Source organism: Acinetobacter sp. YH12027 (genome assembly GCF_013420085.1).
Lineage (GTDB): Bacteria > Pseudomonadota > Gammaproteobacteria > Pseudomonadales > Moraxellaceae > Acinetobacter > Acinetobacter amyesii.
Genome location: NZ_VOYW01000005.1, coordinates 76,314 through 101,212 on the forward strand (window position 1 = coordinate 76,314; position 24,899 = coordinate 101,212).

Below are 24,899 nucleotides of genomic sequence, written 5' to 3' on the forward strand. Positions count from 1 at the left end.
CACTGAAGTTGGATGATTTTTTCATTTAAAGCCAAATGAGATAAGAAAAGCAGGAATGTTCTTTAAGAAAATTTATGAAAAGTAGCGCGGTTCTTGTTATTTCACAGTGAACAAAATGGAGGTTATAGTGATTTTACTTTCTAAACACGAGGTGCTGAATATGACTATGAAATCTATTCGTTATAATAATGCCGACCTAGCCTGCCTATGTCAGTAATTGATTATAGCCATGAGAAATTAGCGCTACGGCATAAGGTATTCAGCAGGTACTTATGCTGTAGTTCCTTTGACCTAAACGACTAAAATTACAAAAATATTCTAAGAAATTATCCAGTCCCAGCGTTGGGACTTTTTTATGTGTTGATATTTTAAGGGAAAATCTAAGCATAAATAATGTACTAGATATTCATTATGCGTTAGAAGTTGTCACCTCAAATAAAAGAATGATACGCGGTAAGGTCATCCGCAAGTGTTTGAGACAGGACTACATTTATTTAAAAATGTTTTTGCGATACTTTGAATAAGTAGACGTTAGTGAACGAGTTTTGCGGATGACAATGGTTTTGGGTACTTTTGCCGAAACAAAAGTACCTCCAGCCGAAGGCTAATTCCTTTATTTAAACCCTAGATGTAAGACTCCGTCGAATAGACTTAAAAATCATTTTTAAAATGCGAAATTACTTTTATGTGCGTAACATTAGTTAGTATTTAAGGTAGCAGAAAACCTTAGATCGGTTTAATCATTGCGTTGTTGTACAACTATAGCGACTTCTTCGGGTTCAATTTTCTGAATCTTTTTCCCAAAACTACGCAGCCACCATGTTAACTGAGAGGTAAATGGTACTGTTGCACTAACTTCAACCCAGCCATCTTCGGTTTTTTGAATCACTTGATCTTTACTTAGCTGACTTTCTTCAAAATAAACTGCTTCTGATTCCGACATGGTTAATTTGAGCTGAATCATTTCAGTCGGCTTATTGAAGTCCACACGGAAGCCAAGCGCTCCAGAGTCAATATAGGCATCAATATCAAAATCGACAGGGTGTAATGCACGTGAATTTAAGACTGTAGCTGATTTAAAACGATGTAAAGCAAAGGTTTGGATGTCTGTTTTGTCATGACGTGTGCACACCAAATAAATAATTGCACCTTTTTGGACCAACGCCAGTGGATTTAAAATATAGGTCTTTTCTTCGCTTTGTTGTCCACGACCTTGATATAGACATTCCAGTTGTTTGTCTTGTAGTAAGCCTTCATAAATCGATTGCTGTGCGACTTTTTCAACCACAGGAGGAATCAATGGCTGAGTAGCTGGCACGATCCGCACGCGGTTAATCCACTGACGGACATTATTTTGCGACGACAGACTTCGACGTGCGAGGTCAAACCAAGGATTCATTTCTTCAATTAAGCTTGGCGGAAGCAAATGCTTTAGATGCTCCTCAACCATCATAAAGGTGACCGCTTGTGAGCTGGTCATATGAGGCAGGCTTTGAATCGGTGCATCAGAACGCCAACGCCAGCCTTGCGGCGTTGTTTTACTGCTCTCAATTGGGAAACGTAGAGAAATTTGATTTAAGTCACGCTGAATGGTGCGTAGGCTGATATCAATGCCTTCACGGTTCAGTATTTCTTGTAATTCACGCGTACCCATCCACTTACCTGTGGACAGTCGTGAAAGAATTTGCCACTGACGATAAAGGCTGTTCGACGTTTCTTTTTCTTGTGAAGACATAATCTAGTGCTTGAACTTGGACTTAAATGAATAAAATGATGCTGTGGGACACAATAAGAAATCTTCCTGCGTTAAGCAAGTCTTCATCTAAAAAAACTAAGATGATTTTAATAACGCAATTTGACACAACTTGAGCAGTTACATGCTGTACCACTTTGCATAAATAATCAAAGAGAAGCAGCATATGTATTGATGGCATATATATTGCTTTATCTGATTTACAAAACATGACAAAAACATGGAGTTGCTATGCTGAAAGAAAATCGTAATACAACTTCAAATGGAATTGAGGGTTATGAGGCAAAGTTGGTTAATACTTCTGTCTCTACATTAAAAACTTTACCACTTGCTCGAGGATATGCGCTGTTTAATCAATTCAATTCGGATTTTTTTAATGAAATGCGCGACAGCAAAACGGTAGCTAAAGAATCATGCCAACGGATAGAGCAGTGGTTATCACAGCATACGCTTGATGAATTGAAGCAACTAAATCAGGTTGCAAAACAACATTTTCTCTATGAAGGCATTACTTTTACAGTGTATGGCGAAGATGAGGGTATTGAACGCACCATACCTTATGATCTTATTCCGCGTGTGATTGCACGAAAGGAATGGAATAATTTATCTCTAGGCTGCGCACAGCGCGTGAAAGCACTCAATCTGTTTTTACATGATGTCTATCATCAACAAGATATTTTAAAAGCAGGAATTATTCCTGAACTGCAAGTCTTAACCCATGAAGCCTATTTGCCACAAATGTATATGCATGGGCTAAAAGGTAAAATTTATAGCCAAATCAGTGGCATTGATATCATCCGAGATCAATCAGGCGAATTTTACGTCCTTGAGGATAATCTTAGAACACCGTCTGGTGTGTCGTATATGCTAGAAAGCCGTAAGATCAGTCAAAAACTGATGCCTGAACTTTGCCAGCAAAGCAACATCATGGGGATTGAGCAGTATCCGCAGCTTTTACGTGAAATTCTTGCAGAAAATGCCTACGTCGATAACCCGTTTATCGTGGTTTTAACCCCAGGGAGTTTTAACAGTGCTTATTATGAACATGCTTTTTTGGCAAGGGAGATGGATGTACCCTTAGTGACATCGCGTGACCTTTATGTAGAAAACGATAAGGTTTATGTGAAAACCATTAAAGGCCGACAACAGGTTGATGTAATTTATCGTCGTGTGGATGATGCTTTTCTCGATCCATTATGTTTCAAACCTGACAGTACTTTGGGCGTAGCAGGGCTCATGTCAGCGTATATGCAACATAATGTGGTCATTGCAAATGCACCGGGAACAGGCGTAGCAGATGATAAATCGATTTATCCATATGTGGATAAAATGATTCATTTCTATTTAGGCGAACAAGCGATCCTGAAAAATGTGCCGACCTATCAATGTCGTGAGCAGAACGAATTGGATTATGTGCTCTCGAATATCGAAAAATTGGTGGTCAAAGAAGCGCAGGGTTCAGGTGGTTACGGCATGCTGATCGGTCCACAAGCTTCTTTACAAGAATTAAATAGCTTTAAAGATAAAGTGGCCGCAGCACCACATTTATATATTGCACAGCCGACTTTAAATTTATCTGTCAGCCCAACCCTAAGTGAGGCGGGTGTTTCGGAACGCCATATCGATTTACGCCCATTTGTACTGAGTTCACCATATCGAACTGAAATTGTACCGGGTGGCTTAACTCGTGTCGCGATGCAAGCAGGTTCATTGGTAGTGAATTCTTCTCAAGGCGGCGGCATTAAAGATACGTGGGTAGTAGACGATTTACGCTCATAGCACTCCAGTGAAGGAGCAAAACATGATTTTATTAAACAGTAATGCAGAACATATTTTTTGGTTGGGGCGTTATTTAGCACGTACTCAATATTTATGCAGTATTTTCCCTTTTCAAGATGTTGATACGGCATTGAGCTATGCACATGCTTTTTGTTTGCCAGCATTTGATGCCGACTCAATGAATGAGTTAGTTTTAAATGCGGAGCAGCCGGCGTCATTTTCCAGCCAATTTCAATATGCGCAAAGTAATATTCAGGACTTAAGGGGTGTACTTTCAGCAAAAAGTTATGCAGAACTCAGCCGTTTAATTCGTAATGCGAGTGATAACCCAGGTTATATCTGTGACGTGGTAACAGATTGCCAAGATGTTTTAGAGTCCGAATCTGAAGATGTATTTTTATTTTTTAGTTTAGGACAAGCCATAGAGCAGCTTGATCGCCAGTTACGCATGCAGCAGGACATTCAACACACCCTAGCGAAGATTGAACATATTGTCATGGCTTTGGTTCAGTTTGGATGGGAAAGCGTGCAAGAGGCATGGTTGGCACTTAAACAGCAGCCGAATAGCCAAAACTTCTACCATTTCAGTGATCATATCCAAAATATGTTTGAGGTGGCTGTATGAGGCTCATGATCAACCATCAGACCCATTATGTTTACACTGATGTGGTAAACAGAAGCATTCAATATATCAAAATGACCCCGTCCACCAATGCGCATCAACAAGTGCAAAATTGGGATGTGAGTGTGCCGGGGCAGCGTGATATGCAATTGGATACTTTTGGTAATGTGTGGTTGACCACAACGCAGCGCGAACCTTATCTGCAAATGACCATTATGGCGCAGGGCATCGTAGAGATGAATTTGAGTTCAAATGATTCAAATGCGGATGATTTAAACCCGAAATTGTTTTTACAGCCAACGCCGAGTACGCAGTACGATATTCACATGAAAAGTTTTGCCGATTGCTATGTCCCTCGTATCAATCGTGCCAATCTGATTCGTTTGGCTGAAGCGATATTGGCGCATATTCCCTATGTATCGAATCAAACATCGGTACATACTTCAGCGATTGATGCTTTTCATCATAAGCAAGGGGTATGTCAGGATCATAGCCATGTCATGATCGCAATGTGTCGCTATTTGGGTATTCCTGCACGATATATTTCTGGGTATTTATTTGTACCGAATAGTAGCCACCTTGCCAGTCATGCTTGGGTAGAAGTCTATATCGAAAATAAATGGTATTGTTTTGATGTCAGTAATCAGCTATTTACACCACAATCACATATTTATGTCGCGATTGGGCGGGATTACTGGGATGTAGCTCCAGTTCGAGGCGTTCGTGATAAAGGTGGTACTGAGTCAATGAGCTCAATTGTACAAGTGTTGAGTTGTTAATCATTTGAGGGATAAAAATGACCTATTGTTGTGCATTACGATTAAAAGATGGCATGGTGTTTGTCAGTGATACACGTACAAATGCAGGAGTTGACCATATTTCAGTTTTTCGTAAACTTTATACCTTTGGTATTGCGGGTGAGCGATTTATTACCATCCAAACCTCTGGGAATTTAGCTACTACACAAGCGGTCATCGGGCATTTACAAAATCAGCTAGAGGTCAAACAAGAGCCGAATTTATATAGTGTAAATACGATGTTCGAAGTGGCTGAATTGGTCGGGCATACCTTAAAAAAAGTTATCTCTGATGTCACCTCAGATATTTTAGAACAAAGTAATTATTACTGTAGTTTATTAGTAGGTGGTCAAATTGGTAGCGCTGATATGCAGCTATATAATATCTATCCGCAAGGTAATTTTATTTGTGCGACACCGGATACCCCATATTTTCAAATTGGAGAAAGTAAATATGGTAAGCCGATACTTGACCGAACTTTGCGTTACGATATGCCGCTCGATGAAGCAATGCGCTGCAGTTTAATTTCTTTTGATTCAACGATACGCTCAAATGTGTCTGTAGGTATGCCATTAGATGCTTTAGTCTATAAGAAAGACAGTTTAGAAATACCTACTGGTAAACGCATTTATGAAGAAGACCCATATTTTACAATGATCAGTAGAGGATGGTCTGAAGCATTGCGTCAGGGCTTAATCGAGTTAGCAAAACCTACAGCTGACTATTTTCAATGACGATTTAATCTGAAAATAAAACAATATATAAAGCCAATAAAAAAGCCCAGAATTGATCTGGGCTTTTTGATTTGGCTAATTAAGCTAATTTACGTACAGGGCGCGCGCTCATACGGCATAATAATTCATAGCCAATGGTTCCGTTCGCTTCTGCAACGTCATCAACCAGACGATCTTTGCCCCAAAGCTCAACTTCAGTGCCTATTGGTGCATTCATACCAGTGATATCAATCGCAATCATATCCATGGCAACACGGCCAATTACCCGCGTTTTCTGTCCTTGAATAGATACATAGTTTTGTTTAGGGAAGGCACGTGGATATCCGTCCCCATAACCAATCGACACAATCGCAAGATTCATTTCTTGCTCTGCAACAAAAGTCGATCCATAACCCACAGATTCACCAGCTTGAATGGTATTTAGAGCAATCACTTCAGCGGTAAAGGTCATCACTGGTTTAAGATCTAATGCTTCTACAGAACGGTCTGCGAAAGGTGTAGCGCCATATAGCATGATGCCTGGACGAACAAAATCAAAATTCAGTTCTGGCCATTTGAAAATCGCTGCTGAGTTACAGCACGAACCCATGATTGGCGCACAAGCTTCTTTTACGTGTAAAAATTGTTCACGTTGTTGGTCATTTAGTGGATGATTTTCTGCGTCAGCATTGGCAAAATGCATAGCCAGTACGCAAGTAAAACCTTCCGCCTTTAATGCATTGATAACATCAATAATTTCAGGTACTTTAAAGCCTAAACGGTTCATACCGCTGTTGAGTTTGACCCAAACTTTTAGACCTTGAGCGATATAGGCCTCTTTATGCGTACGTAACCAATCTAGTTGTTGCTGATGATGCACCACACATTCAATTTTTTTATCGATGATAATTTGCATTTCATCATCTGAGAAAATGCCTTCAATCAACGTAATAGGCTGTTCATAACCCAGTTCGCGAATTTCTAATGCTTCTTCTAGGCAGGCAACACCAAAGGCATCGCTGTCTTTTAAGGCTGCTAAGCAGTCTTTAACTCCATGTCCATAAGCATTGGCTTTTACCATGCTTACAATTTTAGCGGTTGGGGCAAGTTGTTTGACACGGTTTAAATTATATTGAAGTGCTTGTTGATCAATATAAACTGTAGCTTGGCGCACCCTAAATACTCCTACAGGGTCGATGAATTAATGGATGATAAAGAGTCTTTACTCTTCATCATCATACTGAGCATAAAACTCAGGGGAGAGGTTACTAAATTTGGTGTATTGACCTTCGAAGGCAAGACGCACAGTACCAATTGGACCGTTACGCTGTTTACCAATAATAATTTCTGCAGTACCTGCTTCTTTAGACTCTTTGTTATAAACCTCGTCGCGGTAAATAAACATGATCAAATCGGCATCCTGCTCGATCGCACCCGATTCACGTAAGTCGGACATCACTGGGCGTTTATTAGGACGGTTTTCCAGTGATCGGTTCAACTGTGACAGTGCAATTACTGGGCAGTGCATTTCTTTAGCCAGTGCTTTTAAGCTTCGGGAAATTTCCGAGATCTCGCCAACACGGTTATCACCCATACCGGGTACTTTCATAAGCTGCAAGTAATCGACCATGATACACCCGAGTTTACCGCCATGCATTTTTGCAATTCGTCGAGCACGGGCACGTACTTCCGTTGGCGGTAGTGCAGATGAGTCATCGATATACAAATTCTTTTCTTGTAGATGCACAATAGTACTGGTCACTTTTGACCATTCATCAGCATCCATTTTACCTGAACGTAAATGTCCTTGGTGTACACGACCGAACGAGGATATCAAACGCATCGCAATCGAGTCCGCGGGCATCTCCATAGAGTAAACTAGAGCGGGCAGGTTATTATTAAACAGTACACTTTCAACCAAGTTCATGGCAAAAGTGGTTTTACCCATCGATGGACGGGCCGCCACAATAATCAAATCGCCTGCTTGCATACCTGAGGTTTTATTATCTAGTTCAACAAATCCAGTGGTTAAACCCGTGATACTGCCTTCAGTTTGTGAAAGTTCATTCAACTTATCAAAAACACTAGCAACGACAGAGTTAATAGCTTTAGGGCCTTGTGCTTTGGCGTTGTTGTTGTGTTGCTCGGCAATCGAGAAAATATTGGTTTCTGCGAGATCTAAAATTTCACTGACCGTACGACCTTTGGTGTCATAGGCATTTTGTAAAATTTCTGAGCTGACTTTAATCATGCTGCGTAAAGTGGAAAATTCTTTAATTTTTGCAGCATACGTTTCAAGGTTATAGAAACTTGAAGGTGAATCTGACATGAGTTGCATCAGATATTCTTCGCCACCAGCAGCATCGAGCAAGTTTTGTTTAATCAGCCAGTCATTGACCAAGACCGCATCATAAGGTGAGCTATCTTTTGACAGTTGATCGATGGCACGGAAAATATATTTATGACGGGTCGCATAAAAATCAGCTTCAGTCAGTACATCACCCACTTGCTCAAAAGATTCTGCAACGGTCATCAGTGCAGCAAGCACGGCTTGTTCAATCGCAAGGTTATGGGGTGGGGTACGAAACTCTTTCAACGAACTTTGTTCTGTGGTTTTTGCTGTTGGCGTAGAGTTTGGCTTGATGGCATTCGCCTGTGACATAAAAATCCCTGATGCTGAAACCATTTAATGTGATGGAAATGGGTGCTAATTACAGTTTTTTCAACTCTTCATTGAACTGAAATGATAGGCGTTTTCTACAGAAATGCGAACAAGTATTTCCGATTAATTCGTCACACATTGAATTGAATGAAGAGTTGAAAATGTAAAAAAGTTGGAGCACTATTTTTTACAGATAAAAAAAGAGCATGCGTAAGCATGCTCTTTTCTTTGCAAGAAATTACTCAGCTACGATAGTAACTAGAACTTCTGCAACAACATCATGATGCAATTGGATTGCGATGTTGAATTCACCAGTGTTGCGAAGCGCACCATTTGGTAAACGAACTTCTGCACGGTCTACAACAAGACCAGCATTAGTTAACGCGTCAGCGATGTCACGAGTACCGATAGAACCGAATAGTTTACCTTCGTCACCAGCTTTAGCAGTGATCACGATGTTAACTTCGTTCAATTGGTCAGCACGTGCTTGAGCAGCAGCTAATACTTCAGCTTCTTGTTTCTCAAGTTCAGCACGACGAGCTTCAAATGCAGCAGTGTTAGCTTCAGTAGCAGCAACTGCTTTACCTTGAGGGATAAGGAAGTTACGGCCGTAACCAGCTTTAACTGAAACTTTATCGCCTAATTTACCAAGGTTTTTAATGCGTTGTAATAAGATAATATCCACAGCTCAACCTCACTTATGATTGTCAGTGTAAGGGATCAAAGACAAGTAGCGAGCTTGTTTGATAGCAAGCGCTAATTGACGTTGGTAACGAGCTTTAGTACCTGTAATACGGCTAGGAACAATCTTGCCGTTTTCAGTGATGTACTGTTTTAAAGTGTCGATATCTTTGTAGTCGATGTACGTAACGTTCTCAGCTGTAAAGCGGCAGAACTTGCGACGACGGTAAAAACGTGCCATGTTATGTTCTCCTTATGCTTCAGCAGAGTCTTGAGCTTGTTGTGCTTCTTCACGTTGAGCTTTACGCGCACGTTTTTCTTCAGCACTCTTAGCCAATAGTGACTCTTCAGTGATAGCGTTTTCACGACGGATGATAAGGCTACGAATGATTGCATCGTTATAACGGAACAATTCTTCTAGCTCATCAAGAGTAGTTTGACCACACTCAACATTCATAAGAATGTAGTGAGCTTTGTGGATCTTGTTGATTGGGTAAGCCAATTGACGACGGCCCCAGTCTTCAAGACGGTGGATTTGACCTTCAGCTTCTTTGATGTGAGTTAGGTAACGTTCTACCATACCCACAACTTGATCGCTTTGGTCTGGATGTACCAATAGTACGATTTCGTAGTGACGCATTGTCAGCTCCTTACGGTTTAGGCAGCCCCAATCATTAATTGATTGAAGCAAGGAGTCACAACTAAAGTTGTGTCGCAAAGTTTGCGAAGCGTGAATTTTAGAGCGTTTAGGTTTGAAATACAAGGCATACACCTAAAAAGGCTTAATTATTTTGTGGTTTAATGACTATCTTTAATACACAGCTAGAATCGGATGCAGATTGTAAAATAGGAGATATGTTTTTAATTGCGGGGAGCTTATCTTGTATTTGATGAGTTACGATCATATAGACGTTGTAATGATATAAATTTGATTTAAATTAAAGATCTTTTGTCATATTTGATTGTAGATATCGATTTGAATGCTAATACGAATATGAAATATTTTTGTACTTGTCTGAAATCTATTGTACATGGGTGGATATAGGGAGAATCAGCGTTAAAACAATTTTAGTATGTATAGCAGTATTTCGACTTAAATTTTTGCTTTGCATTGAAGATGCCTAGAAATAAAAAAAGATAGAGTAAAACTCTATCTTCTTTAAAAAAATACAATTGGCTTCAGAGGGGCAGTGGAAGTAAAACTAAAAATTAAACTAATCACTGTGATCAATTTGACTGAAAACATGAAATATTGTTTTGCCCAAATTTGATCATCTTCAGCTTTGAATCCTTGAATGGTCAGATAAATCCAATACAGACTTAAGGCATTCAGGACAATCATATAAATCCAATTTGCATAACCCAAAAAGAATAAACCATTCATGGTCATGCAGAACAAAAACACATAAACCAAAGACTCAACTTTGGTACGGTGAATTGAACGAGCTACAGGTAAAATTGGAATTCCTGCATTTTTGTAGTCATCAAATCGGTAAACTGCAATTCCCCAAGAATGAGGCATTTGCCAAAATGCATAACCAATAAAAATCAGCAATGCACCTAAATCAAACTGGTTTGCAACAGCCGTATACCCGATTACAGGTGGCGCTGCGCCAGAAAGACTGCCGATAATGGTTTGATGAATTGTTGTTCGTTTTGTCCATAAGCTGTAAAAACCAACGTATACGACAAAACCAATAACAGCAAAAAGAAAAGCGTAAGCATTTACCCAGAACCATAAAATGCTAAAACCAAATACACCTAAAACTAAAGCAAAAACTAAAGCAACAGGAATCGAGATTGATTTTTTTACCATCGCACGATTTTGTGTGCGTTGCATTTTTGAGTCGATGTCTTGGTCAATAACGTTATTGATTACACATCCAGAAGCGACCACAAAGAGGGTGCCTAAGAGGGTAAGAAGCAACAGAAGGAAATCTACAGAACCTTGGGCAGCTACAAAGTAGCCACCCAAAGCGGTAACAAAGTTACCAAAGAGAATTCCTGGTTTAGTCAGGAATAAATACTTTTTCAGCATGACGACCAGTTTAGATCATCATGTTGAAGTGAAGGTAGTTCATAATCCACACAGAACCTACTAAAAGGATAGCAATTGTGAGGATTGTATAAACAAATGCAATCACGTTCCAGCGTTGCTCTGAAGAAGAGTTCATATGCAGGAAGTAAACTAACTGAATAAGAACCTGAGCAACCGCAGTAATCGCGATTACGGCAACCAATAGACCGCGGCTAAAACCACCTGCCATTACCATACCGAATGGAATTACGGTAAGTAGAACAGAAAGGATAAAACCGATTGTATATTGTTTAACGTTACCGTGAGCTGCACCAGCAGAGTTATGATCGTGACTCATTAGATAACTCCCATCAAGTAAACAACGCTGAATACACAGATCCAAACGATGTCAAGGAAGTGCCAGAACAAGCTTAGGCAAGCAAGACGACGAGTGTTTGGAAGTGTCAAACCATATTTCTTGATTTGGAACATCAACACAAGCATCCATACCAAACCAGAAGTTACGTGAATACCGTGCGTACCAACTAAAGTAAAGAACGCAGATAAAAACGCACTTGTGCTTGGGCCATGACCAGCATGAACTAAATGATTGAACTCATAAAGTTCCATGCCAATGAAGGCTGCACCAAATACCCAAGTAACTGCTAACCAAGTTAAAACTTGACCAACATTTTTCTTGTATGCTGCAAGAACAGCAAAACCAAAAGTTACAGAAGAGATAAGAAGGGCGAAAGTTTCAGTTAAAACGAAACCTAAAGATTCACCAAACAGCTCTTGTGCACTTGGCGTACCCACTGGAACGTGGCTACTTAATACAGCGAACGCGATGAAGAGTGTCCCGAAAAGAACCAAGTCACTCATCAAGTATGTCCAGAAACCAAAGACAGTGATGTCAGTATCATCGTGATGATGATGTTCGTCATGTCCGTGGTTGTCGTGATGAAGTACTTCAGCCATTGTCTTAGTCCTTCTTCAAATGTTTTTCAAGAAGCGCGTAGCGTTCATTTTCAATACGTTCAACTTCTGCAGCTGGAACATAGTAATCCACTTTCTTAGTGAAAGAAGAAACGATGAAGCTGATAATTGAAGCAATGAAAGTTACAACGACTAACCACCAGATATGCCAGATTAATGCGAAGCCCATAACTGTAATAAACATTGCAATTACGAAACCTGCCGCACGGTTTGTAGGCATATGGATGTCTTCGTATGTAGTTGGCTTAGCGTAAGCAACACCATTTTCTTTGTCAGTCCAGAAAGTATCAATACCATTGATCTTTGGAAGATAAGCAAAGTTATAGAATGGTGAAGGAGATGAAGTAGCCCACTCAAGAGTACGACCATCCCAGATATCGCCAGTAACGTCCATGTTGTCTTTGCGTTGAAGGAAACCAACAACGATTTGCATAACAAAACAGAAGATACCGATAGCAACCAATACAGAACCAAATAAAGCGATCGCTAAGTACGGATCCCATTCAGGGTTGTCATATGTATTCAAACGACGAGTCATACCCATGAAACCAAGGATATAAAGTGGCATGAATGCAAAGTAGAAACCGAAGAACCAGAACCAGAACGCTGCTTTACCCCAAGTTTCATTCAGTTTCCAACCAAACATTTTTGGCCAGTAGAAAATGATACCCGCGAACATCGCGAACACTACACCACCAATAATTACGTTATGGAAGTGAGCGATAAGGAATAAAGAGTTGTGTACTAAGAAGTCCGCTGGTGGAACTGCCATTAATACGCCTGTTAAACCACCAATACCGAAAGTCACAAGGAAGCCAAGTGTCCAAAGCATTGGAGTTGTATAGGTGATGCGGCCCTTGTACATGGTGAATAACCAAGAGAAGATTTTCACACCAGTTGGGATTGCAATGATCATGGTCATGATACCGAAGAACGCGTTAACGTTGGCACCAGCACCCATTGTAAAGAAGTGGTGAACCCATACAACTAGTGAAAGAACACCAATTGCTACAGTTGCGTACACCATTGATTTGTAGCCGAACAACGCTTTGCGTGAGAACACAGCAGTAACTTCTGAGTAAATACCAAAAGCTGGTAATACCAAGATGTAAACTTCTGGGTGACCCCAAGTCCAAATCAAGTTTACATACAACATTGGGCTACCACCCATGTCATTTGTAAAGAAATGGAAGCCGAAGTAACGGTCAAGTGAAAGCATTGCAATAGTCGCAGTCAAAACTGGGAATGTTGCAACGATAAGCACTACAGTAACTAATGCAGTCCAAGTGAAAATAGGCATGTCCATAAGTTTCATGCCAGGCGCACGCATTTTGATGATGGTAACGAAGAAGTTAACACCAGTAAGAAGCGTACCTAGACCAGAAACCTGAAGTGCCCAGATATAGTAGTCTACACCTACACCTGGAGAGTATTCGATGCCAGAAAGTGGAGGGTAAGCCATCCAACCTGTTGCAGCGAATTCACCAATTGCAAGAGAAGCCATCATCAAGCCCGCAGCGCCGGCGAATAACCAGAAGCTAAGAGAGTTTAATAATGGGAATGCTACGTCACGTGCACCAATTTGAAGTGGTACAGCAACGTTCATTAAACCAACAACTAGACCCATTGCTACGAAGAAGATCATGATTACGCCATGGGCAGTAAAGATCTGGTCATAGTGTTCTGGGTGTAAGTAACCTTCACCGCCACCTTTTGCAAGGAACAGTTGAAGACGCATCATAATCGCATCGGCAAAACCACGCACAAGCATGACAATTGACACGAGGATATACATGATACCAATTTTTTTATGGTCTACAGATGTGAACCATTCGTTCCACAAGTAGCCCCATTTTTTAAAGTAGGTGATACCAGCAACAATTGCGATACCGCCAAGGATCATCATTGCAACAGTAACCAACACGATTGGATCGTGTGGAATTGCATCTGGTCCTAACTTACCTAATAAGCTCATGTCTTATTCCCCTGCAACAGTCGCATGTTCAACGCCTGCATGAGCTTCAGAAGCAGCAGCTTCGTGTCCAACAGTAGCTGTATGATCAGCACCGTGGTAGTTGCTCATGTATTTATTGATCACTGATTCGAACAATTTAGGTTCAACTGAAGAATAGTAAGTCACTGGGTGTGGCTTAGTAGGGTAAGGCTTCATTGCTTCAGCTAGAGCCTTCTCTTCAGGAGTAGTTGCTCTAGCAACTAAAGCTTCGATCTGATGTTTAGAGCGGTCGCCGTCTTTAAGAGTTTGGAATTCAGCTTGGTCTAAAACAGTTTTTTGAACTGCTTGTGGATTCACTGAAGTACCATTACCAGCTTTAACAGCAGAAACCCATTCAGCAAACTGAGTATCTGTCACAGAGTGAGCGCGGAAGCGCATTTGTGAGAAACCGTAACCTGAGTAGTTAGATGAGAAACCACGGAAGCCTTCAGCAGGACTAAGTTCGTCAGCTAAAAGGTTCAGGTGAGTTTGCATACCCGCCATTGCATAAATCTGACCACCTAACGCAGGGATGAAGAATGAGTTCATCGTAAAGTTAGATGTAATACGAAGCGATACCGGAGTTTTCTCTGGGAAACGCATTTCGTTTACAGTCGCGATGCCTTGTTCCGGGTAGATAAAGATCCATTTAAATTGTTCAGCAATAACTTGAACTGTTAATGGTGCTTTTTCTGATTTTAATGGTTTGTATGGATCGTACTCGTGTGAGCCCCACCATGTTAATGCCGCTAAAATACCAATAATAATGACAGGAATACCCCAAACTACAACTTCAATTGCAGTCGAGTGTGCCCAAGTAGGTTTATAGTCTGCATCTTTATTTGACGCGCGATATTTCCAACCAAACCATAACGCCATAAGTGCTGATGGAATAACGACCAACAACATTAGGTAGATCGCAGTAAGCATGAGGTTTGACTGACCTTCAGCAACTGGACCTTTTGAGTTTAGAAGTACCATATCACCACCACACCCAGTTAAGAGTGCAGCGATCGCAGATAAAGACAATACAGCTAAAATTGTTTGTCTCATTTTACAACCTCGGTGAAGAGTCCCATTCCCTAAATTTAAAATTTGGGATAGCGAATAAAGTGTCGCATGATTGTGATTTTTTCAGACATGAAAAAACAGTCACAATGATGCGACACCGCTACGTTGTAGGGCATTATGCCTGATATCGGCAAACTAAGCTATACATAAAGATGCTTTAAATGACTGTATTAAAACCCTATTTTGCTAGTCAGGATTGTATTTTTTTTATCTAAATTTTATTTTAATTTCAATATAATGCACAAAAAAGGGATGAAAAAATCATCCCTGAATAAAAGTGAAAATTATTGGTTTATTACCTTGGTTTTTGCCAATTTGTCATGCAAGGTTTGACGCTTCTTGCCGAAAATGAAAACGGAATCGATGATTACGCTTAATGGCATTGATAAAAAGTTCAGGAAAATAAATAAAACACTGCGTAAAGTGAAGCCACGCATGAGGTTTACAGGTTGACTGGTTTCGGCATCTACAATTTTAATCTTGGTGATTTTTTTACCAATGCTTTGACCTGATTTAGCAATCAAATACGCTTGAATGAAAAGCATAATGAAGAGATACGCAAACATTGCAATCCAAGCTTGGTTGGGAAACATTTCAACCATTTGTGTTTGTAGTGCTTGTAAAACATTGGGGTCAGCATTTGGGGTCATCACAGCTTGCATAAACTGTTCATTTAGATTGGCAAATTGTGTCTTTTCACTTGGATTAAAAAATGCCGTTAAGATAAAAGTTGCCGGTATCCAAAGGAGTAAATCGACGATTTTAGCCAGGACACGTTTAGGAATACTTGCTAGGCTAGTTTGCTCTTGTACCGCTTGAGACTGTGCGTAGGTATTTGATGGCGTAGTTGCAGTTTGATTTGATTCGAATGCTGTTGGTGCAGTATATCCTGCAGGCATATAAACCAACTGACCTTGAGTGAGTTCACCCAAAGCTTTCCATTCGGTCATACCTTGGTGCCAAACCAAGTCCGTGAGTAATACTTGTTGGCTCGCGAGCATTTGGTTAAGTTGTTCTAAGGTGTAGGGACCAGCTTGTTGGTTATTTCGTGCCAAGTAAATCTGCATAAAACTAAAATCTCAAAAAACGTCTGTAAAAGTATAAATAAAAAAAAAGACCCACATGTGGGTCTTTTTTTAACACAGTTTATTAAGCTTGTTGAGCTTTTTCTTCAGAAAGGAAGAACCAAGTGTCTAATACTGAGTCTGGGTTAAGCGAAACAGACTCAATGCCTTGTTCCATTAACCATTTAGCTAGGTCAGGGTGATCTGAAGGGCCTTGACCACAAATACCTACGTATTTGCCAGCTTTACGACAAGCATGGATTGCCATAGAAAGAAGTGCTTTAACGGCTGGATCACGTTCATCAAATAGGTGAGAAACGATACCAGAGTCACGGTCTAGACCGAGTGTTAACTGAGTTAAGTCGTTAGAACCGATAGAGAAACCGTCGAAATGTTCAAGGAACTGTTCAGCCAACAATGCGTTAGTTGGAAGTTCACACATCATGATCACTTTAAGACCATTTTCACCACGTTTGAGGCCGTTAAGTGCTAACAATTCAATAACACGTTTCGCTTCAGCAACAGTACGTACGAAAGGAATCATGATTTGAATGTTAGTTAAGCCCATTTCGTCACGTGCTTTTTTCAGTGCGCGGCATTCAAGTTCGAAGCAATCACGGAAGTTATCAGATACATAGCGGCTTGCACCACGGAAGCCAAGCATTGGGTTTTCTTCTTCAGGTTCGTATAACTTACCACCGATTAAGTTTGCATATTCGTTTGACTTAAAGTCAGACATACGAACAATCACTGGTTTGTCAGCAAACGCTGCAGCAAGTGTAGAAATACCTTCAACTAGTTTTTCAACATAGAATTCGATAGGAGATGCATAACCCGCAGTACGTGACATTACAGCAGCACGAGTTTCACGTGGTAGGCTGTCAATATTAAGCAATGCTTTAGGATGTACGCCGATCATACGGTTGATGATGAACTCAAGACGAGCAAGACCAACACCTTCGTTAGGAATTTGAGCAAAGTCAAATGCGCGGTCAGGGTTACCTACGTTCATCATGATTTTGAACGGAAGTTTAGGCATAGATTCGATAGAGTTGCGTTGGATTTCAAAGTCCAAAGAACCTTCGTAAATAAAGCCTGTGTCACCTTCAGCACAAGAAACAGTCACTTCTTGACCATCAGTTAATACTTCAGTTGCATTACCACAACCTACGATTGCAGGGACACCAAGTTCACGTGCAATAATTGCAGCGTGACAAGTACGACCACCACGGTTAGTGACAATCGCAGCAGCACGTTTCATTACTGGTTCCCAGTCTGGGTCAGTCATGTCAGATACAAGTACGTCGCCGTCTTGCACTTTGTCCATTTCTTTGATTGAAGTCACAATACGAACGCGACCAGAACCAATACGTTGACCGATTGAACGGCCTTCACAAACTACATTACCTTTTTGCTTAAGTAGGTAACGTTCCATGGTGCCCACGTTTTGGCGGCTCTTCACAGTTTCAGGACGTGCTTGAACGATATAGATTTGACCATCATCGCCATCTTTCGCCCATTCGATGTCCATTGCTGAACCATAGTGGTTTTCAATGATCAATGCTTGTTTAGCAAGTTCTTGAAGTTCGTGGTCATTTAAAGCGAATTGTTGACGATCTGCTTTTTCAACGTCTACAACAACCACTGACTTACCTGCAGCACCTTCTTCACCATAAATCATTTTTTGGTGTTTAGAACCAAGGTTACGACGTAATACAGCGTGTTTGCCTGCATTTAAAAGTGGTTTAGATACATAGAATTCGTCAGGGTTTACAGCACCTTGTACAACCATTTCACCCAAGCCATAAGAAGCTGTGATGAAAACTGCGTCGCGGAAACCAGATTCTGTATCTAGTGTAAACATTACACCAGCTGCACCTGTTTCAGAGCGAACCATGCGTTGAACACCTGCAGATAACGCAACGACGTCATGTGCGAAGTTTTGGTGTACACGGTAAGAAATTGCGCGGTCGTTATAAAGTGAAGCAAATACTTCTTTAATTGCAATAAGGACGTTGTCGATACCACGGATGTTCAAGAAAGTTTCTTGTTGGCCAGCAAATGAAGCATCTGGTAAGTCTTCTGCTGTTGCAGATGAGCGAACGGCAACCGCGATATCAGGGTTGCCGTTTGAAAGAGCTGTGAAAGCCTCACGAATTTCTGTTTCAAGTTCAGCAGTCAGCGGAGTGTCTACAATCCATTGACGGATTTTCGCACCAGTTTCAGCAAGTGCATTTACATCGTCAACATTGAGTGCAGCAAGTTCAGCGTTAATTTTAGCGTTCAGGCCACTTTGCTCGAGGAATTCACGATATGCTTGAGCTGTAGTAGCAAAACCACCAGGAACAGATACACCAGCATTTGCGAGATGGCTGATCATTTCACCTAATGATGAGTTTTTACCGCCCACGAGTTCTACGTCGTGTTTCCCTAATTTTTCTAGACCAATTACGCGCGCTTCCAAAGTTGTTACTCCACTTTTGCAGTATTAATCACTATCTTGGCATGAAATTATAACAAATTACTTAGCATTCTAAATTTACTAAGTGACAGTCATGTAAGATGGTTTACTATAATGATTATATAGCACTAAGACAAATTTTGGAGGAGAATTTTAATGTCAGAAGGTAAACAGATTCAGCGTAGTGTTTTCTTTGTTTCGGATGGTACCGCGATTACCGCAGAAACGCTTGGTCATTCACTGTTAGCCCAGTTCCCTCATGTAGATTTTGACATTCATATTATTCCTTATATTACCTCTGAAGAAGCAGCTACAAATGTGGTTGCAGAGATCAATCTTAGAGCGCAGCAAGACGGTCAAAAGCCTTTGGTGTTTGACACCCTTGTTGACCCGTATGTACGTGACATTATTAATACGGCAGATGCAGTAAATCTTGATGTTTTTGAAGGGCTTATTAGTAAATTATCTGACGAGTTAGGCACAGCTCCTACAACTTTAGTCGGTCAAACCCATGCAGTAACAGATTCTGAGTCTTATAAAGCACGTATTGATGCGGTGCATTTTGCTTTAGATAACGATGATGGGGCACGTACTCGTCATTATGACAAAGCCGACTTAATTTTAATTGGCGTGTCACGTTCGGGTAAAACACCGACTTCCATCTATCTCTCTTTGCAATTTGGTATTCGTGTAGCGAACTATCCGTTGACAGAAGAAGACTTGGATGACAACCGTTTACCTGCAGTTTTACGTGAGCATAAACATAAGTTATTTGGCTTGATGATTGATGCAGAGCGCCTTGTAGCAATTCGTTCAGAGCGTAAGGCCAATAGCCGTTATGCAAGTTTTAGTCAGTGCCAAATGGAACTACGTGCGATTGAAGGTATTTATATTTCTGAAGGAATCAAATACTTAAACGTGTCTGAAATGTCGATTGAAGAAATTTCAACACGTGTTTTACAAATGACCGGACTGAAGCGTCGTATTGGGTAAGTGTAAATTGAGCCACTTTGGTGGCTCTTCTGATGATAATAAATTACTGTATAAATTATATAAAAATAGTATTAATTTCTGGTTTGTCATACTTTTAATGAATGATAAATATTTAAAATATTGATGAAAATTTTTCTCAACATTTAGACTTAAAATTTAAGCAAATTCTGTATTCAAATGTGTACCAATTTGATGAATTTTTTTGGCTGAAAATTTATAAAATATGGCCTAATTGACAGCTTGAATCTTTTAAAATAATCCGTGCTGTGCTGTATTTTTAGCTATGAATTAAGCCTGAATAATCTACTTGATCTGAGTGGTGTATATACCTGATTTAGCACATACAGTTTAATATTTGATCAAGTTTTCAAAAATAGCTTGTTTAAATGCAAAAAAAATAGGCAAAAAATAGAATAAAAAATAATCAAATAGTCGCTTTTAGGTGTTAAATCTCAAGAAATGGCATCATTTATTTAATTGATGTGGGTGGGGAATGCTCGAATTGAGACTATTTAGGCTTTAAAAGCAGATATGAAGTGATATTAAAATTGGATTTTTAGCAGTTATTTTCTTATTGAATATAGATTAGAACATAAGTAAATGTCGGCTGAATATGAGCATCGGTATAAATTTTCCTACTTATAATTAGTCATTAAAAGAGTTGTGTAAGACAAAATTAAGAGACTGAAAATTTATTGGTTTGAAATAAAATTTTCATGAAGAATTGATCATAACTATTCAAAAATCGCACTTCTATAAATGAACTGTAGCTGATGATGCAGGTCGGAGGCATGATTTAAGTCTGAGCGCTGAAAAAGCATGTAGCACGATTAAAGCTATTTTCATTTATGGATTTTTAAGAATCCTTAGCCTTACCGAATAGAAGTATTCAATAACGTAGGGGATCTAGCAAAAGCCACCAGAGATGGCTATTGGTGTTGTGAGTTTTGATCAATCGGATAAATTCTAGTAATTGTCATGTGAAAATAATTGCAATGTAATTACTTTTCTTTAGGCTGGTTAGATTCGCTGCGCACAATGACATCACACTCAAACGTATGCTCATCTAAAGCCGTGATTGAATTACTCTGAATTTTTGCAATAGGCCAAGTGTTTAAGATGCAGTTGGGCTGCTGTAATGCTGCATAATAATGATCCGATTTTAGGAAGGTTTTGTTCTGAATTGCGGTATTTGGACTGAGTAAATGTCTTAACCAATGGTTCGGCACTTGATCTTCTAAAAAGCGAATCGCCAAAATACTCTTAATACGATTGCTAAATAAACGTCGATTTTTTGCAATCAGTGGATGTTGAATTAATTTATTCAATAGACGTTCAGTACGCGGTAAAACAAATTGCGGTTTGATTTGATAGACCATGATGTTATCTGCAACCTGACATAGATGATGTAGTTCAGAGACCACATGCTGATCTATCCCAATAATGGCGATTTTTTGATTCTTAAAGTCATAATCTTTGATCTGTTCTGAACTGATGATCGTTCCACGAAAGTGTTCAAAATCCTCTAGATGATTATTAAAAATATGGTGGGTTGCATCCTGCTTGTTGGCCATATTTATTCCTTGTCTTTTGTTTTTTTAGTTGAGTCTTAGATAGGAATATATTCTGTGATGGGCCAGTCGGGGTAAAGCGTTTTTTCAGTCTGATGAGTCATACAATTTGTCTAGAATTGATTTGCTTGGCCCTTGTCATTTATACATTTCTAGGAGTGAACTGATTTTTTTATGCGTTGTAGTTCATTAACCGCTCAAGCAGATCGATAAAACAATGAGCGACCTGCATGAACAGCTTTTGAGATCTATAAATTTTGTGAGTTTTAAAGTGGTTCATCATCTGATGAGTTATAGTCAAGCTGACTCGGGGTTGAATGCTTAAGTTCGGGTTGGTCGGTATGTGTACGTAAATAGTCCATATCACGAATATTTTTTTGTACAGCAACTGCACCAAACAAACTCATTAGGAAAGCCATCATGTAAAACCCTTTTTCACTTAATGCCAGTTCAGCATTCCATAGACCAATGGCAAGAAGTACGAGGCAAATAATGACGGATGCCCAGCACAGTCCAAAGTAGATTGCAGTGACATGCATTCCTTCTAAACGGTCACGAATGATTTTTTGTAGTGAAACCGATGAAAATAATCCATAAAGCAATAAAATGAGATAAAAGCCTTTTTCATTCAGCATCATATTTGCATTGAATAAACCTATGCAAAACACCACAGCGCCTAAGATCAGTGCACACCAACTTGCTGCGATAAATGCGGGTGTGGGTTTATTAATATATTGGCTCATCTGCTTATTTTTCTCTTTGTTTTGCTTATGTTTAATATTTATACAGCAATAAAAATGAGTAAAGCAATTATTTCGTTGAGGCAATGATGGTTTTTAAGTACAGGTTTGGTCGTTGTTAGCCGAAACCATATTATCTGTTGACTGCTATCCGTCTAAAGAGCCACAAAAAATGTAGTCACAATTCTACCTTTAGACGGATTAAACGCTTGGATTAGATCATTAAGTTGAGAGTCTTAAGCCAGCTCATTTTTGATTTGCATTAAACGTTCGAAATTTTCAATGCGCTTATCGGTATCGTAAATGTCGCAGGTGAAAATAAATTCATCAACGTCATATTTGGTGAGTAGGTTTTCTAAACCTGCTCGAACGGTTGCATTTGAACCGACTTGTCCCATAGCGTAGAAATTATCAACAGACATCTTCTCTGCAGCAGACCATAAGCCTTGCATACTGTCGACTGGAGCCTTGAGTTTTAAACTTTGACCGCGCATTAAACCTAAAACGCGTTGATAAGCACTCGTTGCCAAATATTCTGCTTCTTCATTTGTTTCGGCGACAACCGTTGGTACGCCCATAGAAACATAAGGTTGAGCTAAATATTCGGATGCTTGGAAATTCTCACGATAGAGCTGAATCGCTTGTCCAAGCATGCGTGGTGCGAAATGAGAAGCAAAAGAATAGGGTAGACCTAAACGTGCAGCGAGTTGTGCACTGAATAAACTTGAACCTAGCAGCCATACGGGAACATGTGTATTTTGTCCCGGTGTGGCAATGATGCGCTGGTGAGGTTCAGGTGCTTTGAAGTATTGTAAAATCTCAAGAACATCTTGTGGAAATTGATCTTCAGTTTCCTGACGGCCACGGCGTAAAGCGCGCATGGTGGTTTGGTCAGTACCCGGCGCACGACCTAAGCCGAGTTCAATACGGCCGGGATATAGCGTTTCAAGCGTGCCAAATTGTTCAGCGACAACCAAAGGTGCATGGTTGGGCAACATAATCCCGCCTGAACCGAGCTTGATGGATTGTGTATTTGCTAAGAGATAACCGAGTAAAACCGCAGTTGCAGAACTTGCGATGCCATCCATATTGTGGTGTTCGGCTAACCATAGACGCTCATAGCCAAGTTGTTCTGCTTTCTGTGCTAACTGGAGTGCATGTTTGAGTGAAAATTCGATGGTTTTATCATCTCGAACAGGTGCGAGTTCAAGTATTGAAAATTTTGTATCGGCTAGAGTACGCATGTTTTCTCTCAGAGATCTTTATATCGAAATAATACGATATAAAAAGCTGAATGTATATCGAATAAACTCGATATGGTCGTGGGACGGTGTAAAAAGACAACTTTAGATATATCTAAACTTTTTTTATATACAAAAAAAGCACCCGAAGGTGCTGATTTTTTTCCATTGAAATATATCGATTAACGTTTACCGTTTTTGTACCAACCTAAGTGACGACCATTGTCTCCACGGTAGCCTCGGTCATTGTAGCTATAATTATTGGTACGATAGCCACGGTTGTTATAACGACGGTCATAGCGATCATCATAACGATCATCATAGCGACGGTCTTCAGACACTTTTTTACCTAGTGCAGAACCACCGGCTGAACCAAGTGCAGCACCGATATAACCACCGTTTGTGCCGCCCATGTTTTTACCTACGGTATAACCACCCGCGCCACCAAGTGCGCCACCAATGATGGCACCATTACGGTCACGTTTGTTTGCTGATGCTGCTGCACCTGCACCGCCACCAATTGCTGAACCAATCATTGCGCCAGTTTGGCCGCCAACTTGGTTACCGATTGCTGCACCAACAACACCACCTAAAGCAGATGTTACTGCAGTATTGGTGCTATTACCTGCATGTGTTGCAGTCATAGTAAGTGCTGAAGCGGAAATTGCTGCACTGAATAGAATTTTATTAATTTTCATTTTTAAACTCCTTACGAAGCATGATGTTTATCTGTTGATATCAATATATGAAAACACATAGCGAATATTTGGAGCGTGATGTGAAATAAAATACGTGTTCCGTTGCTGCAATGTAAATTTTGCACTTTATTTCTACATGATTGATGGCTTGGTTGGAGAGAAGGTAAATCTACATATGTATGAGGTGCAATAAATAAAGTTGTATTTATCATTTGAAAAAAGGCGATACATAAAAAAGCACCCGAAGGTGCTATTTTCACTGTCCAATAAGTTTGGACTCACTAATTTAAAATTAGTGACGACGACGGTAACGTTTTTTGTATTTACGTTCTTGGTGTTTGTCGTAAGCTTTATCTTTAGAAATTTTGTTACCTAAAGCAGCACCACCAGCAGCACCTAGTGCAGAACCGATGTAACCACCGTTTGTACCGCCCATGCTTTTACCAACGGTATAACCTGTACCGCCACCTAAAGCACCGCCGATTGCAGATTCTGTACGGTTACGTTTATTACTTGCTACCGCAGCACCACCAGCACCACCAAGAGCTGCACCAATTGTAGCGCCGGTATTACCGCCCATGTTTTTACCAATTGCAGTACCTGCAACACTACCTAATGCACTAGCTGCAGCAACGCGTGTTGTACTATCTGCATTTGCAGACACAGTGAACATAGAAGCAGTTGCTAGAGTGGCTGTCATTAAAAGAGTATTCAGTTTCATAGTTCACTCCATGTCCTTCATAAACGCGAGGACTTTTTCATAATCATTTCGATGGCAGTAAATGTAACAAAACTATTCGCTATAAATATGGAGAGCTTTCTCTTTATTTGGTGATTTGAGTGTCTAGTTTGTATAAGTTTTATTAATATTGTGAAAAAAATGGTCGAATGCAGAAAATCTGTACGACTTTGTGGAGAAAGGTAGGAGTGATGAATTTCACACTTTCTTATTTCGGGTCATTGATAGGCCAAAAAACAATATATATGTCATTTCAGACCCATTATCGGTACACTAGCCCCATTATTTTGAATTTTGGCATATCCGTG

Annotated in this window: 23 protein-coding genes; 5 read left to right on the forward strand and 18 right to left on the reverse strand. The window is 40.1% G+C overall.

The genetic code is table 11. From position 1 onward, the window contains the following. Positions 1 to 736 precede the first annotated feature (736 nt). Entirely contained in the window at positions 737 to 1,735 is a 999-nt protein-coding gene (locus FTT94_RS02060; RefSeq protein ID WP_168377745.1) for a YafY family protein, read from the reverse strand. Between the two features lie 249 nt (positions 1,736 to 1,984). Here FTT94_RS02060 and FTT94_RS02065 point away from each other — a divergent pair, with 249 nt between their 5' ends. Genes FTT94_RS02065 through FTT94_RS02080 form a run of 4 tightly spaced genes read left to right on the forward strand, consistent with a single transcriptional unit; the run spans position 1,985 to position 5,685 of the window. Then, on the forward strand, positions 1,985 to 3,532 hold the full coding sequence (locus tag FTT94_RS02065; protein ID WP_180170143.1) for a circularly permuted type 2 ATP-grasp protein: 1,548 nt from the start codon (positions 1,985 to 1,987) through the stop codon (positions 3,530 to 3,532). Between the two features lie 22 nt (positions 3,533 to 3,554). Further along, positions 3,555 to 4,157 (forward strand): alpha-E domain-containing protein, encoded by a 603-nt coding sequence (locus FTT94_RS02070; protein ID WP_180055886.1) that lies wholly within the window; start codon positions 3,555 to 3,557, stop codon positions 4,155 to 4,157. Then, a complete protein-coding gene (locus FTT94_RS02075) occupies positions 4,154 to 4,933 on the forward strand; it encodes a transglutaminase family protein (protein ID WP_180170144.1) in 780 nt (259 codons plus the stop codon). The genes FTT94_RS02070 and FTT94_RS02075 overlap by 4 nt, the downstream gene beginning before the upstream one ends. Before the next feature lie 17 nt (positions 4,934 to 4,950). Then, positions 4,951 to 5,685 carry a proteasome-type protease gene (locus FTT94_RS02080; RefSeq protein ID WP_180170145.1) on the forward strand — a complete coding sequence of 245 codons (735 nt, stop codon included), beginning with the start codon at positions 4,951 to 4,953 and terminating at the stop codon, positions 5,683 to 5,685. Positions 5,686 to 5,764: 79 nt separating this feature from the next. Here FTT94_RS02080 and alr read toward each other — a convergent pair whose 3' ends face one another. The 12 genes from alr to ppsA form a co-directional block, all read right to left on the reverse strand. Then, positions 5,765 to 6,838, reverse strand: a complete 1,074-nt coding sequence (gene alr, locus FTT94_RS02085; protein ID WP_180170146.1) for an alanine racemase — start codon at positions 6,836 to 6,838, stop codon at positions 5,765 to 5,767. 48 nt (positions 6,839 to 6,886) lie between these two features. Beyond that, on the reverse strand, positions 6,887 to 8,326 hold the full coding sequence (gene dnaB, locus FTT94_RS02090) for a replicative DNA helicase (RefSeq protein ID WP_180035272.1): 1,440 nt from the start codon (positions 8,324 to 8,326) through the stop codon (positions 6,887 to 6,889). 238 nt (positions 8,327 to 8,564) lie between these two features. Next, complete coding sequence (rplI, locus tag FTT94_RS02095) at positions 8,565 to 9,011, reverse strand: 50S ribosomal protein L9 (RefSeq protein WP_078188585.1); 447 nt, start codon at positions 9,009 to 9,011, stop codon at positions 8,565 to 8,567. A 9-nt stretch (positions 9,012 to 9,020) separates the two neighbouring features. Next, entirely contained in the window at positions 9,021 to 9,248 is a 228-nt protein-coding gene (gene rpsR / locus FTT94_RS02100) for a 30S ribosomal protein S18 (protein WP_004278792.1), read from the reverse strand. Positions 9,249 to 9,260: 12 nt separating this feature from the next. Then, positions 9,261 to 9,647 carry a 30S ribosomal protein S6 gene (gene rpsF, locus FTT94_RS02105; protein ID WP_004696436.1) on the reverse strand — a complete coding sequence of 129 codons (387 nt, stop codon included), beginning with the start codon at positions 9,645 to 9,647 and terminating at the stop codon, positions 9,261 to 9,263. Between the two features lie 519 nt (positions 9,648 to 10,166). Next, entirely contained in the window at positions 10,167 to 11,045 is an 879-nt protein-coding gene (gene cyoE / locus FTT94_RS02110; RefSeq protein ID WP_180170147.1) for a heme o synthase, read from the reverse strand. Positions 11,046 to 11,055: 10 nt separating this feature from the next. After that, on the reverse strand, positions 11,056 to 11,382 hold the full coding sequence (locus FTT94_RS02115; protein WP_078188582.1) for a cytochrome o ubiquinol oxidase subunit IV: 327 nt from the start codon (positions 11,380 to 11,382) through the stop codon (positions 11,056 to 11,058). Then, positions 11,382 to 12,002 (reverse strand): cytochrome o ubiquinol oxidase subunit III, encoded by a 621-nt coding sequence (gene cyoC / locus FTT94_RS02120; RefSeq protein ID WP_078188581.1) that lies wholly within the window; start codon positions 12,000 to 12,002, stop codon positions 11,382 to 11,384. Before cyoC ends, FTT94_RS02115 begins: the two co-directional genes overlap by 1 nt. 4 nt (positions 12,003 to 12,006) lie before the next feature. After that, positions 12,007 to 13,995, reverse strand: coding sequence for a cytochrome o ubiquinol oxidase subunit I (gene cyoB, locus FTT94_RS02125; RefSeq protein WP_078193968.1), 1,989 nt, complete (start codon positions 13,993 to 13,995; stop codon positions 12,007 to 12,009). A gap of 3 nt (positions 13,996 to 13,998) precedes the next feature. Next, positions 13,999 to 15,066, reverse strand: coding sequence for a ubiquinol oxidase subunit II (gene cyoA, locus FTT94_RS02130; protein WP_180170148.1), 1,068 nt, complete (start codon positions 15,064 to 15,066; stop codon positions 13,999 to 14,001). Positions 15,067 to 15,368: 302 nt separating this feature from the next. After that, on the reverse strand, positions 15,369 to 16,151 hold the full coding sequence (locus FTT94_RS02135; RefSeq protein ID WP_180088162.1) for an RDD family protein: 783 nt from the start codon (positions 16,149 to 16,151) through the stop codon (positions 15,369 to 15,371). An 82-nt stretch (positions 16,152 to 16,233) separates the two neighbouring features. Then, positions 16,234 to 18,612, reverse strand: a complete 2,379-nt coding sequence (gene ppsA / locus FTT94_RS02140) for a phosphoenolpyruvate synthase (protein WP_180105549.1) — start codon at positions 18,610 to 18,612, stop codon at positions 16,234 to 16,236. 153 nt (positions 18,613 to 18,765) lie between these two features. On the opposite strand from ppsA, the gene FTT94_RS02145 reads away from it, so the two are divergent. Further along, positions 18,766 to 19,602 (forward strand): pyruvate, water dikinase regulatory protein, encoded by an 837-nt coding sequence (locus FTT94_RS02145; protein WP_168377735.1) that lies wholly within the window; start codon positions 18,766 to 18,768, stop codon positions 19,600 to 19,602. A gap of 1,001 nt (positions 19,603 to 20,603) precedes the next feature. Here the strand turns inward: FTT94_RS02145 and FTT94_RS02150 are convergent. The 5 genes from FTT94_RS02150 to FTT94_RS02170 form a co-directional block, all read right to left on the reverse strand. Next, complete coding sequence (locus tag FTT94_RS02150; protein ID WP_180004943.1) at positions 20,604 to 21,176, reverse strand: flavoprotein; 573 nt, start codon at positions 21,174 to 21,176, stop codon at positions 20,604 to 20,606. A 263-nt stretch (positions 21,177 to 21,439) separates the two neighbouring features. Then, the gene (gene yiaA, locus FTT94_RS02155) at positions 21,440 to 21,916 is read right to left on the reverse strand and encodes an inner membrane protein YiaA (RefSeq protein ID WP_078193962.1); all 477 of its coding nucleotides are present in this window, start codon (positions 21,914 to 21,916) and stop codon (positions 21,440 to 21,442) included. 233 nt (positions 21,917 to 22,149) lie between these two features. After that, positions 22,150 to 23,157, reverse strand: a complete 1,008-nt coding sequence (locus tag FTT94_RS02160) for an LLM class flavin-dependent oxidoreductase (protein WP_180170149.1) — start codon at positions 23,155 to 23,157, stop codon at positions 22,150 to 22,152. Positions 23,158 to 23,336: 179 nt separating this feature from the next. Next, positions 23,337 to 23,852, reverse strand: coding sequence for a hypothetical protein (locus FTT94_RS02165; protein ID WP_180170150.1), 516 nt, complete (start codon positions 23,850 to 23,852; stop codon positions 23,337 to 23,339). A gap of 292 nt (positions 23,853 to 24,144) precedes the next feature. After that, on the reverse strand, positions 24,145 to 24,573 hold the full coding sequence (locus FTT94_RS02170) for a glycine zipper domain-containing protein (RefSeq protein ID WP_078193959.1): 429 nt from the start codon (positions 24,571 to 24,573) through the stop codon (positions 24,145 to 24,147). Positions 24,574 to 24,899 lie beyond the last annotated feature (326 nt).